This is a genomic window from Amycolatopsis sp. GA6-003, assembly GCF_046267895.1.
Classification (GTDB): domain Bacteria; phylum Actinomycetota; class Actinomycetes; order Mycobacteriales; family Pseudonocardiaceae; genus Amycolatopsis.
Genome location: NZ_CP176499.1, coordinates 5,481,147 through 5,493,761, shown reverse-complemented (window position 1 = coordinate 5,493,761; position 12,615 = coordinate 5,481,147). Strand labels below are relative to the sequence as shown.

Genomic DNA, 12,615 nt, shown 5'->3' with positions numbered 1-12,615 from the left:
CCACTTGTCAGCGAGGCGTGCACCACATCGGTGGGACTTGGGAGCGGCTCACCGGTTACCCATCAGTAAGAAGCGTTACCCTGCTCGGCACCGGCGCGCTCGCGCGGCGGCACCACCACACCGGACGAAAGGCACCCGACGATGGGCGCTGTACAGCTGACGCTCGGGGGGATCTCCGTCCTCCTGGGCATCGTCGCCTGGGGAATGTTCATCGCGACCATTGCCCGCTTCGTGCGGGTGATCAAGCTCGGCCAGCCGGACTCCACCCGCAACGGCCCGTTCCTGCCGCGCTTGACGACCCTGATCAAGGAGTTCGCGGCACACACCCGCATGGCGAAGTTCCGCCAGGTCGCCCCGTGGCACTGGCTTGTCATGTGGGGCTTCCTGATCGGGTCGCTCGCGCTGTTCGAGGCTTACGGCGAGGTGTTCGTCCCGACCTGGGGCTGGCCGATCCTCGAGGACTGGTCGCTGTGGAGCCTCCTGATGGAGCTGCTCGGCGTCGGCACGGTCGTCGGCGGCGTGGCGCTCGCGATCATCCGGCAGGTGAACCACCCGCGCCGGGCCGACCGGCTGTCGCGCTTCGCGGGCTCGAACTTCAAGTGGGCCTACTTCGTCGAGGCCGTGGTGATCGTCGAGGGCATCGGCATCATCGGCGTGCGCGCGGGCAAGGCCGCGATGCACGTCCACGAGACGCCGACCTGGGCCGCGTTCGTGTCGAACCCGCTCAGCGAGCTGCTGCCCTCGAGCGCGGCGCTGGTGTCGGTGTTCGCCTTCATCAAGCTGATGAGCGCGACGGTCTGGCTGATCGTCGTGGCCCGCACGATGACCATGGGCATCGCCTGGCACCGGTTCAGCGCGTTCTTCAACATCTACTTCAAGCGCGAGGCCGACGGCGGCGTGGCGCTCGGCGCGGTCAAGCCGATGATGAGCAAGGGCAAGGTGCTCGACCTCGAAGAGGCCGACCCGGACGAGGACACCTTCGGCGTCGGCGCGATCGAGGACTTCAGCTGGAAGGGCTGGCTGGACTTCTCCACCTGCACCGAATGCGGCCGTTGCCAGTCGCAGTGCCCGGCGTGGAACACCGGCAAGCCGCTGTCGCCGAAGCTGCTCATCACGCAGCTTCGCGACCACGCCTACGCGAAGGCCCCGTACCTGCTCGCGGGCGGTAAGCGCGACATGGCCGGCGACGAAGTCGGCCTGTCCGGCGACAACATGTACGCGGGCATCGACGTCCTCGCGATCGCTGAGTCGCAGAAGGCGCTCGTCGGCGACGACGGTGGCGTGATCGACCCCGACGTGCTGTGGTCCTGCACTTCCTGTGGTGCCTGCGTCGAGCAGTGCCCGGTCGACATCGAGCACGTCGACCACATCGTCGACATGCGCCGCTACCAGGTGATGATCGAGTCGTCGTTCCCCACGGAGCTGAACGGCATGTTCAAGAACCTGGAGAACAAGGGCAACCCGTGGGGCCAGAACGCCAAGGACCGGCTGCAGTGGACGGAGGAGCTCGACTTCGAGGTCCCGGTCTTCGACGGCGATCTGGGCGACGCGGAGTACCTGTTCTGGGTCGGCTGCGCCGGCGCGTTCGAGGACCGCGCGAAGAAGACCACCCGCGCGGTGGCCGAGCTGCTGCACATCGCGGGCGTCAAGTACACCGTGCTCGGCTCGGAGGAGTCCTGCACCGGTGACCCGGCTCGCCGCGCGGGCAACGAGTTCCTGTTCCAGATGCTGGCGCAGCAGAACGTCGAGGTGCTGAACTCGGTGTTCGAGGGCCGGGAACGCAAGGCGCGCAAGGTGGTCGTCACCTGTGCGCACTGCTTCAACACCCTCGCCAACGAGTACCCGGAGCTGGGCGGCCAGTTCGACGTCGTGCACCACACGCAGCTGCTGAACCGCCTGGTGCGGGAGAAGCACCTGACGCCGGTCGCGCCGGTCGCCGAGGACGTCACCTACCACGACCCCTGCTACCTGGGCCGGCACAACAAGGTCTACGACGCTCCGCGCGAGCTCGTCGGCGCGTCCGGTGCGCAGCTGCGCGAAATGCCGCGGCACGGCGACCGCTCGATGTGCTGCGGCGCCGGCGGCGCGCGGATGTGGATGGAAGAGAAGATCGGCAAGCGGATCAACGTCGAGCGCGTGGACGAGGCGCTCGGCACCGCTCCGTCGAAGATCGCCACCGGCTGCCCGTTCTGCCGCGTGATGCTCACCGACGGCGTCACCTCGCGCCAGAGCGACGGCCTGGCGAGCGAGAAGGTCGAGGTCGTGGACGTCGCGCAGCTGCTGCTGACGGCGGTGAAGCGCAAGCCGGAACCGGCGCTGGTCGCTTCGGGCGCGCCCTCGCTGGACGAATCGGACGCGGAGCTGTCCGCCAAACCGGACGTCCCGACCGACGAGAAGCCGACCGGAACGCCGTTGCCCGAGGGCGACGACTGAGTTTTACCTGAAACGGCCCCTGGCATTCGCGGATGCCAGGGGCCGTTTTCGTGAGCGCACCCGGGACATTTGTCAGTGCCGGAGGATGATGTTCGGCCCGGGTCCGCGGCCGCGCGCGCTGCGAAGGTCACGGCATGACCTTGCGCAAGACCGCGGTTGCCGCGCTGGCAGCACTTTCGCCGTTCTTCGCCGAGTTCCTGCTCGGCGACCAATACCTGGCAGGGCCTCCGGAAGTCGGCCGGCAACTGGCCATGTTCGCGATGTTCATGATGATGTACGGAGCCGGCGCGGTGTTGATCCGCGAGGTCGCGCGGCGGAGGAATCGCGGCTGGCCGACCATCCTCGCGTTAGCGCTAGCGTACGGCGTCGTAGAAGAAGGATTGTTGACCCAGACCCTCTTCAACCCGCACTATCTCGGCCTCGACCTGCTTAAGTACGCATACATTCCCTGGCTCGGCATGGGCGGGCAGTGGACTGTGTACGTGCTAACGCTGCACGTGGTGTGGAGCATCGCGACGCCTATCGCGATCGCGGAAGCCTTCTTCGGCCGTACCCCGTGGTTGCGTCGGCCTGGCCTCTGGGCGTGGAGCAGCGTATTGGCCATCGGCTGCGCGGGAACATTCTTCGTGAGCTACCGAATGGGGCAGCACTTCCTCGCTTCTCCGGCACAGCTGATTGGCGCGTTCCTTGTGGCCGCCGGGCTCGTGTTCGCGGCCCTTCGCCTGACAGCCACCCCGAAGCCGGTACGCGGCAACGGATGGCTCGGTTTCGCGGTCGGCCTCATCGCGAGCACTGCGTTCCAGGTCGTCATGAAGATGGCGCACCTGCCTCCGTGGCTGGCTGTTGTCGTCATGCTGGCACTGGAAGTGGCAGTGTTCGCGTACGCGATCCGCGCGCGTCCTCCCGCCATTTCGCTGGCCGCGGGTGCCACCGTGACGTACGGCTGGGTTGGGTTGCTGACCGCCTTGGACGCGGGTTTCGCCGCGACGGTCGAGCAGTCGGTACTGGTCGCGGGCGTCCTCGTGCTGGTGGTGGTCGCTTGCAGCAGGCGGCGTACCCCGCGGTGCAGTTAGTCTTTCCGGCGTGAGCGACGAAACGGAAGGCGGCGGCGAAAGCACCCTCACCGTGGTACTGGCCGGCGGGGTGAACCTGGCGATCGCGGTGCTGAAGCTCGTCGCGGGCATCATCACCGGATCGGGCGCGATGCTGTCGGAGGCCGCGCATTCGGTCGCCGACACCATCACCGAGGTTTTGCTGCTCACCGCGTTGAAACGGTCGGAGCGGCCAGCCGATCGCCGCCACCCGTTCGGGTACGGCAAGGAGCGGTACTTCTGGTCGCTGCTGGCCGCGGTGTCGATCTTCGCTTCCGGTGCGGTTTTCGCGCTGTACGAAGGGTTTACCACCGTTTTCGGCGAGGGCGCGGAGCAGACGAAACCGATCGTCGGCTACATCGTGCTCGGATTGGCCTTCGCGCTCGAATCGGTGTCGTGGGCGCAGGCGGTCCGCCAAGTCCGTCGCGACGCGAAGGCCGAACAGCGGCCGTTTTTCGCCTACCTCCGGATGATCGACGACCCGGCCCCGAAGACGGTGCTCTTCGAGGACTCGGCGGCGCTGGTCGGCCTGCTGCTCGCGTTCGCCGGGATCGGGCTGCACCAGCTGACCGGTTCGGACGTGTGGGACGGCATCGCGTCGATCCTCATCGGCGTGCTGCTGGCGTGTGTCGCGTACCTGCTCGGCAGCACGAACCGCGGTCTGCTGGTCGGCCGTCAGGCGGATCCGCGCCTGGTCCGCGGCATCCGGGACCAACTCGGTTCGGCGCCGGAAATCGACGCGCTGGTGGATTTGCAGACCATGCTGATGGGCACCGACCACGTCCTGGTGTGCGCCCGCGTGGACTTCGACGACGCGCTCGGCGCCGCCGATCTGGAACACGCGTGCGTGCGGCTGGCGGACGAACTGAGCGAGCGGTTTCCGGACGTCGCGGAGGTCTTCATCGAGCCGGTGCCGCGGACGGATCCGAAGCTGCGCGCGACCGTGCTGGCCCGGTACGGGCTTCCGCCGCGGCCGAATCAGTAGCCGAAGTCCTGCGTCCAGTACCAGCCGTCCTTCGCGACGCCGACGCCCAGTTTCGTCAGCGAGCAGTTGAGGATGTTCTTGCGGTGCCCGCTGGAGTTCATCCACATCCGCATCACCTGGTCGGCGCTGGTCGCGCCCTTGGCGATGTTCTCCGCGCCCGGCTTGGGGTATCCCGCGGCGGTGATGCGGTCGGCGAAGCTCTCGCCTTCCGGGGTGTCGTGGGAGAAGTAGCCGCGCTGGGACATGTCGTCGCTGTGCCCTTGCGCCGCCTGGTCGAGATGCGCCTCCTCGGTCACCGGGTCGCAGCCCGCCTTGTCCCGTTCGTCGTTGACCAGCGCGATGACCTGACCGGCCAGCGTCGGCGCGCTGCGTGGTTTGGGCGAGGGCTTCGCGCTGCTGCTCGGCGGAGTGTCCTCTTTGGACTCTTCGCTGGACGGCGGCGGGGGAGCCGCGGGGGTGGCCGACGACGAGGAGGGCGGGGTGGCCGCGGGAGCGGTGGTGCTCGGTGTCGCCGACGTGGAGGACGCCGGCGACACCGCGAAGGGCCGCGACGCGGCCGAGGAAACCTCGTCGGTGCGCGTTTCCGGGACCGCGACGCTCAGTGTGCCGAGGTGCCCGGAGCGCAGCGCGAAAGTGCCGCCAGCTGCTCCAAGACCCCCGAAAAGCACACTGAGAGTCACGCTCACGACCCGGACGCGCACACTAATGGAGGACACAGCCGCGGAAACTATCACGAACTGATTACGATGGTTACCTCCAAATGGCGCAGCGGCCGGAGGCCCCCTATCCGGCGTCGAGGATCTCCAGATAGCCGTCCGTCCCGTTCACCCGGATCCGCTGTCCGTCCTTGATCAGCCGCGTGGCGTTCTGGACCCCGACGACCGCGGGCAGGCCGTACTCCCGCGCGATCACCGCGCCGTGCGTCATCTGGCCGCCGACCTCGGTCACCAGGCCGGTGATCGCCACGAACAGCGGCGACCAGCTCGGGTCCGTGTACGCCGTGACGAGGATGTCGCCCGGCTCGAGATCGGCGTCGGCGAGATCCAGGATGACGCGGGCCCGTCCTTCGATGGTCCCGGCGGACACCGGGAGCCCGACCAGCGCGCCTTCGGGCAGGTCGTCGCGGCGGTACTTGCCGGAAACGGCCTCGCCGTCCGAGGTGAGCACGCGCGGCGGCGTCAGCGATTCGTAGGACCGGAACTCTTCCTTGCGCTGCCGGATCAGCTCGCGGTCGACCTCGTTCGTCCGCACCACCTCCTGAAACTCCTGCAGCCGCAAGAAAAAGAGGTCCTCCGGCTCGTCGAGCACCCCAGCCCGCACCAGCCGCCGCGCCTCGCCCAGCAAGGCCTGCTTGTACACGAAATAGCGGCTGACCATGCCGTACTTCGGATATTCGCGGTATCCGGTGAACGTGCGGACGCGCTCGATCATCCGCTCGGTTTCCTCGGCCTTCGCCTCGCCGTCGGGCAAGGCGCGCAAGCGTTCCAGCACTTCCCGCGCCTTGTCCAGCGCTTCCCGCCGACCCTGTTCGAAGCGCCGCTGCCCGGCTCCCGGCTCGAAGTTTTTGATGTTGGACAACACCATCGGCACCAGCGCGATCGGCTGTTCGCTCCACCGCGGCCGGGTAATGTCGATCTCGCCGACGCAGCGCATGCCGTACTTGTCGAGGTACCCCTGGATCGCCGCGCGCGATTCCTCGCCGCCGGCCAGCTTGGGCAACTCGTCCAGGAAGTCGTTGTCCTCGACATCCTGCAGGAAGGCGACTACCTCGGGGTGGTTCCGGAGCACGTCCGCGACGTCGAGCAGCGCCAGGCCCATCTCCGAGGTGACGTTGTGCGGGACGGACTGGGTGAGCGTGTCGGCGACGTTCTTCTCGCCAAGCCATTCCCGCAGGTGGTCATTCAGCCACCAAGAGGCCTGCATCGCCGCGGTGAACACCTGGTGGCTGCGCGGATCGAAGAGAATCCGGCGCAGTTCTTCGAAGTCCGCGAAAATGAAGTCGAGCAACTCGCTGCCGGACTTCGCCGCGATTTCCCGCCGCAGCGCGGTGATCGAGGCCTCGCTCTGCCCGATCAGCTCGGTGACGACGGCCGGATCGGTTTCGATGGTGGCCGGTGCGACCCCGGGGATCTGCTCGCCGGGCCCGTCGTCCTCGGACAGCGGAAGGAAGCCCTCGCGGGAGAGGACGGTCTCCAGCGCGTCTCCCATCAGCGGGTCGGATTTCCCGGCTACCTCAAGGAAACCGGCACGGGTCTTGGGCACCGACAGCAGCGGGGTGGCGTCCGCGAACAGCCGTCCGCCCGCCTCGGCCATCGGCCGCGGTGTCGTCAGCTGCCAGACCGACAGGCCCAGCGGCTTCATCGCGTCGGTCATCATCTGCTGGTGGCCGACGGAGACGTAGACGCGGTTTCCTTCGCCGGTGGCCTCCGGGATCGGGAACAGCGTGGTGATCGGGCGGCTTTGGACGATCTGGAACTCGTCGCCGGCCAGGCACCACTCGATGTCCTGCGGACGGCCGAAGTGCGCCTCGATCGTGCGGCCGAGTTCGACGAGCCGAAGCACCTGCTCGTCGGTCAGCGCGGCCTGTTCCTGCTGATCCGCGGCGATCGGCCGCTCTTCGGTGCCGCCGCCCTCGACGGCCAGGACGGCGCGCTGCTTGGCGGAGATCGTCTTTTCGATGATCTCGCCGTCGCGCACCTGGTAGTGGTCGGCGTTGACCAGACCGGACACCAGTGCCTCGCCAAGGCCGAAGCTGGCCTCCACCGTGGCGACCTTCCGGTTGGACGTCACCGGGTCGGCGGTGAAGAGAATCCCGGCCGCCCGCGGGAAGACCATTTGCTGCACGACCACGGCCATGTGGACTTTCCGGTGGTCAAAGCCGTTGCGCAGCCGATAGGTCACCGCGCGTTCGGTGAACAGCGACGCCCAGCACCGGCTGATCTGCCGCAGAACCGCCTCCGCGCCGAGCACGTTGAGGTAGGTGTCCTGTTGACCGGCGAAAGAAGCCCCCGGAAGGTCTTCCGCGGTCGCGCTCGACCGGACCGCGTACGCGCGGCCGTCCACCAGCGCGGCGGTGATCTCCGCGGCCAGCTCGTCCGGGATGGCGATTGCTTCGAGTGCCTGCCGGACCTCCGCGCTGCCTTCGCTGATCGCTTCCCGGTCGTCCGGGTTCAGGTTCGCCAGCCGCTCCAGCGGCCCGGTCAGTTCCGGCGCGTTCGCGACGATTCGCTCGAACGCTTCGGTCGTCACGCACAAGCCGGGCGGCACGCGGACCCCGTCGATCCGCGCGAGTTCGCCCAGTTGCGCGCCCTTGCCTCCGACGAGCGCGACCTGGTCCCGGTCGATCTCCTGGAGACCAAGCACGTAGCTGCCCATTCGTTCGTTTCCCCCGTCTGTGGTCGTTCCCGGCTTGGTTCGCCCGCGAGCGGCAGCCTGGTCGGCTGGAGATTCTGCGGTACCACCCGGGTCTTGCGGCAAGCCCCCCGATGCGTTATAAGTTAAATACGGCAGGGAGAGATATTTTTCGCTGCCTTTTCTTGTGCCTTCCTCACCGGCCGACCTTCGTCGTCGTGGTGGCTTCCTTCGAAACGGTGCGCCCGGTCTGGTCAGTCGCGGTCGCGGTGGTTGTCGTGGTGCCGTCCGCGCGGGCCGACAGCGTGCAGGCGCGGGTGACCTGCTCGCCAGGGGCCAGCTGGGTGACGGTGAACGAGCAGGCCGGGTCGGCGTCGCGAACGGTCACCTCGTGCAAGGGCGCGTCCCCGGTGTTGCGCAGGGTGCTCACGTACGTCACCGGGTCACCCGGCCGGATCGGCTGCTGCAGGTGATCGCGGCGCAGGTCCAGCGCGGGATGAAGCACCGTGATGGCTGCTTTTCCGGTCGCGGCGACCGGCGGGCCCCACGGGGCGGCGGCGGTCGCGGTTGCCTGGCCGGCGGTTGCCGGAGCCACGCATTGGTAGCGCTGGGTTCCGCCGACCGGCAGCTCGGCGAAGGTGCGCGCGCAGGCGGGGTCGTCAGTCACCCGCACGTCGTGCAACGGCTGATCGCCGGTGTTGGTCAACACGACCTCGAACGGCACCGCGTCGTCGGCTCGATACGCGCTGCCGGCGGCGTGCTTGGCGACCGCCAGCGCGGGCTTTTTCACCTTGAACGACGCCTGCGCGGTAGCGCTCACCGTGCGCTGTGTCGGGTCGGTTCCGGTCGCCTTCGCGGTGTTCGTGAAACCAGCCGCGCCCGCGGTGATCGTGCACTGGTACTCGATCTGGGCGTCCGGGGCCAGGCTCGGGATCTGGTGCGCACACGCCGGGGTGCGATCGTCCACAACGGACACCGCGGTCAGCGGGACGTCGCCGACGTTGCGGACGAGCAGCGAGAAGGTGACCTTGTCGCCTTGGCGCACCTCGTACGGCTGGGCGTCTTTCATGATGACGATTTCCGGGTGGATGACGTCGATCTTCGCCGAACCGGACGCGGTGACCGTGCGGTTCGTCGGGTCGGTGCCGGTCAGGGTGGCGGCGACGGCGAAGTCGTCCGGTTTCGCCTTCACCGTGCACTGGTAGCTCTGCGCGGCACCGGGTTCGAGGCGGTCGAACTTCTTCGGGCAGCCAGGATCGTCGCTGGTCACCGCGGTGAGCGGGACGTCGCCGGTGTTGGTGACGGCGACTGTCACGGCGAGGGGGTCGCCAGCCCGCGCGACGGTCGGATTCGCCGAGGTCATCACGGTGAGCGCGGGGTGGATCACGTCGAGGTGCGCGTCGGCGGAGGCGGTGAGCGGCGGGCCCACCGGCGGATTGCCGGTCGCGCGCGCGGTGCTGACCGCGTCGTCGGCTGGGGCGGGGAGGGTGCAGTCGTAGGTCTTGTTCGCTTTCGGGGCGAGGGTGTCGAGGGTTTTCGCGCAGGGGCCCTGGTCGGTCACCTTGACCGCGGTCAGCGGGGCGTCGCCGGTGTTGGTGACCGTGATGGTGAAGGTGACCGGGTCGCCCTCGCGGAAGGGGCCGCCGTGGACGGTTTTCGTCAACGCCAGTCCGGGGTGCACGACGGTGAACGCGGCGTCCGCCGTGGCGGTCACCGGCCCGCCGATCGGGTCGGTGGCGGTCACCTTCGCGATGTTGGAGTAGCCGTCCCGCCCGGCTTGGGCGGTGCAGGTGTAGCGCTGTTCTTCTCCCGCGGCCAGGGCGGGAAAGTCGCGGGCGCAACCAGGGGTCTTTTCGTCCACAATGGACGCTTTGGCCAGTGGGACGTCTCCGCGGTTGCGCACGGTGATGGTGAAGGTGACTTGGTCCCCCTCGCGCACCTGCGTCGGCGCGACAGTCTGGGTGAGCTGGACGGCGGGATGGATGACGTCGAGGCGCGCGCCCGCGTTCGCGGTGACCGGTCGGCCGGACGGATCGGTGCCGGTGACCGTCGCGTCGCTGGTGAGGTCGTCGGTCGCGGTCCGGGCGCAGTTGTAGGTGTGCGTTGCCTGCGGGGCAAGGGTTCCCAGCCGCTTCACGCATTCCGGCACGGCCGGGTCGGCGACCTGGATGTCGCGGAGTTCGGTGTCGCCGGCGTTGGTCACGGTCAGGGTGAACGTGGCGGGTTCGCCCGGGCGCACCACCGCCGGCGCCACGCTTTGGGCGAGCGTGACGAACGGGTGGATCACGTCGATCGCCGCCTCGGTCGCCGCGGTCACTGGCGCGCCGACCGGCGGTTTCGCGGTGATCTGCAGCGCTTCGGTGGTGTCGGTGTTCGGCGCGGTGGTGGCGCAGTCGAACGTCCAGCTGGCTCCGGGGGCGAGTGCGTCGTGCTGCTGCGCACAGCCTTCGGCGCGGGCCATCGTCGTGACGGCGAGCCCGGTGAGCGGCACATCACCGGTGTTCGCCACGAGCACGTGCACCGCCACGGCGTCGTTTTCGCGGAATGGTCCACCTTGGACAGTCGCGGTCAAGGTGACCGCTGGGTGCTGGACGGTGAACGACGCACTCGCCTTCGCGGTGACCGGGCGGCCGGTCGGGTCCGTGCCGGCGACGGTCAGATCGTTGGCGAAGCCCTGTGTTCCGGCGACCGTGCTGCAGGTGAAGGTCTGCTTGCCTTGGGGGGCAACGGTTCCCAGCGGGCGCGCACATTCCGCGACGCGGTCGTCTGCCACCGTGACGTCTTTTAACTCCGCATCCCCGGTGTTGCTCACCGTGACGGTGAAAGTGACCCGGTCCCCCTCGCGCACCTGCGCGGGAGCGGCAGCAGCGGTGGCCTCCAGCGTCGGATGAACCACGTCCACGCGCGCAGCCGCGGTTGCGCGCTGTGTCGTACCGAGCTGGTCTTTGCCAGTCGCGACAACGGTATTCGTCACATCGTCCGCCGGGGCTAACTGTTCGCACTTGTACGTCTCGACCGCGTTGGGCGCCAACGTGCCGAACTTGCGCACGCAACCGGGCACACTGTCGTCGGCTACCGCGACGTCGTCCAGCGGCACGTCGCCGGTGTTGCGCACGGTTACCGCGAAGGTGACTCGGTCCCCTTCGCGCACCGGCACGGGGGAGGCCGCGGCGGTGACCGCCAAGCCCGGATGGATCACCGTGACGGTGGCTGAAGACTTGTCCGTGACCGGTCGGCCGGTAGCGTCCGTACCGGTGGCGGTGACGGTGTTTGTGGTGGTGCGCGCGGGTTTCGCGGTGCAGGAGTAGGTCTGCTGGGCACCGGGCGCGAGCACGCCGAAGGACCGCGAGCACTCCGGCGTCGCGTCGTCGGTGACGTCCACCGGATTGAGCGGACTGTCGCCGGTGTTGCGCACGGTGACCTTCCAGGTGACCTGGTCCCCGCCGTGCACCACGGGCGGGACGGCCTCCTTCGAAACCGCCACCGCGGGCGCGATGAGGGGGACTTTCGCGTCCGCGGTCGAGCTGACGACCTTGCCCAGCGGGTCGATCCCCTTCACCGTCGCGCTGGCTCCGTTCGGCAGCGGCACGGTCGCCGTGCAGGTGCCCGCCACCGATTGCCCCGGCGCGAGGGAGCCGATCGCGCGAGCGCACGAGGGGACCGTTGGGTCGCCGATGGTCACGTCGTGCAACGGAACGTCGCCGGTGTTGGTGGTCTTGAGCGTGAAGGTCACCTGATCGCCAGCGCGATAAGCCGGTTTGTCGACTTGGTTGCTCAACGTCAAAGCCGGGCGAAGGACGTCGACCTTGCTGCCCGCCGAAGCCGAGACCTGCTGTCCGCCGGAACCCACTCCGGTCACCTTGACCGTCGAGACGAAGCCCTTCTCCGGCGCGGCGAACGTGCACTGATAGCGCGTGCTGGCCCCCGGTGCCAGCGAGCCGATCTTCTTGCCGCACTGCGGGTTCTGCTCGTCCACGACGTCCACATCGGACACCGGGACCGAAGCCGGATTCGCCACGCTCACCGTGAACGTCACCTGGTCGCCAGCGTGCACCCGATGCGGTTCGGCGGCCGTCGTGACCTGCAGCTCTTGCACCGGCCGGGCCTGCGCCGCGGGCGCGGCGGGCGTCAGCAGAATGGCCGTCAGGCCGAGGACCAAGAGCGGACGTTTCCCGGCCGAAACCATGCGCGCAAGTTTTCCACCATCCGGTGACGCCGCGGCGATTTCTTACCCGGCCGTGGGACTACCTCACTCCGCTGAGCGATTAGTGAGACGCACGGTTGACTCGTGAGTGATCGCCGCTGCCTGTTCGAGGAAACCGATCACCGTTTGGAGTTGCTCGTCGGAGTAGCCGGCCGCGATCGACTTCATCGCCGCGACGATGTGGTCCCACAGCGGCGCGACCCGCTCGACGCCCGCCGGGTCAAGCCGGACGAGGACCTTCCGCCGGTCGTCCGGATGCGGCATCCGGTTGACGACGCCCTTGCGCTCGAGCCGGTCGACGAGAGCGGTGACGGACGCCGGCGCGAGCCCCGCGTACCCGGCCAGCTCCTTCGGCGTGAGGGGACCGAGCCGGGCGAGATAGTCGGTGACCTTGCTCTCGACCGTCGAAAGCCCGTTCTGCTCGGCGAGCGCGGTGTGGAACATGACCGTCTCGGTCGACAGCACCCGGGAACGAAGCAGCAGCTCAGCGACCAGATCCTCGCGCTCGCTTGACATGCCCAGGAGTCTAGCGGACTATTTAGTTCGATAGA

Annotated in this window: 7 protein-coding genes; 3 read left to right on the top strand and 4 right to left on the bottom strand. The window is 68.4% G+C overall.

Annotation, left to right across the window (positions count from 1 at the left end; all coding sequences use genetic code 11):
* Positions 1–141: 141 nt before the first annotated feature.
* From F9C12_RS24710 to F9C12_RS24700, 3 genes are all read left to right on the top strand, one after another.
* A complete protein-coding gene (locus tag F9C12_RS24710) occupies positions 142–2,433 on the top strand; it encodes a (Fe-S)-binding protein (protein WP_409184214.1) in 2,292 nt (763 codons plus the stop codon).
* A 134-nt stretch (positions 2,434–2,567) separates the two neighbouring features.
* On the top strand, positions 2,568–3,506 hold the full coding sequence (locus tag F9C12_RS24705) for a hypothetical protein (protein WP_409461983.1): 939 nt from the start codon (positions 2,568–2,570) through the stop codon (positions 3,504–3,506).
* 10 nt (positions 3,507–3,516) lie between these two features.
* Positions 3,517–4,509, top strand: a complete 993-nt coding sequence (locus tag F9C12_RS24700; RefSeq protein WP_409461982.1) for a cation diffusion facilitator family transporter — start codon at positions 3,517–3,519, stop codon at positions 4,507–4,509.
* Here F9C12_RS24700 and F9C12_RS24695 read toward each other — a convergent pair.
* From F9C12_RS24695 to F9C12_RS24680, 4 genes are all read right to left on the bottom strand, one after another.
* A complete protein-coding gene (locus F9C12_RS24695; RefSeq protein ID WP_409461981.1) occupies positions 4,503–5,189 on the bottom strand; it encodes a CAP domain-containing protein in 687 nt (228 codons plus the stop codon). The genes F9C12_RS24700 and F9C12_RS24695 overlap by 7 nt on opposite strands.
* A gap of 103 nt (positions 5,190–5,292) precedes the next feature.
* Entirely contained in the window at positions 5,293–7,884 is a 2,592-nt protein-coding gene (gene rph / locus F9C12_RS24690) for a rifamycin-inactivating phosphotransferase (protein WP_409461980.1), read from the bottom strand.
* Positions 7,885–8,056: 172 nt separating this feature from the next.
* The gene (locus tag F9C12_RS24685) at positions 8,057–12,046 is read right to left on the bottom strand and encodes a hypothetical protein (RefSeq protein WP_409461979.1); all 3,990 of its coding nucleotides are present in this window, start codon (positions 12,044–12,046) and stop codon (positions 8,057–8,059) included.
* 63 nt (positions 12,047–12,109) lie between these two features.
* Positions 12,110–12,580 (bottom strand): MarR family winged helix-turn-helix transcriptional regulator, encoded by a 471-nt coding sequence (locus F9C12_RS24680; RefSeq protein ID WP_409184208.1) that lies wholly within the window; start codon positions 12,578–12,580, stop codon positions 12,110–12,112.
* Between the last annotated feature and the right edge of the window lie 35 nt (positions 12,581–12,615).

What these genes read in the sequence shown, in the direction of transcription:
- F9C12_RS24710 (WP_409184214.1), top strand. Translation starts at nt 142, where the DNA reads ATGGGCGCTGTACAGCTGACGCTCGGGGGGATCTCCGTCCTCCTGGGC.
- F9C12_RS24705 (WP_409461983.1), top strand. Translation starts at nt 2,568, where the DNA reads ATGACCTTGCGCAAGACCGCGGTTGCCGCGCTGGCAGCACTTTCGCCG.
- rph (WP_409461980.1), bottom strand. Translation starts at nt 7,884, where the DNA reads ATGGGCAGCTACGTGCTTGGTCTCCAGGAGATCGACCGGGACCAGGTC.
- F9C12_RS24685 (WP_409461979.1), bottom strand. Translation starts at nt 12,046, where the DNA reads ATGGTTTCGGCCGGGAAACGTCCGCTCTTGGTCCTCGGCCTGACGGCC.
- F9C12_RS24680 (WP_409184208.1), bottom strand. Translation starts at nt 12,580, where the DNA reads ATGTCAAGCGAGCGCGAGGATCTGGTCGCTGAGCTGCTGCTTCGTTCC.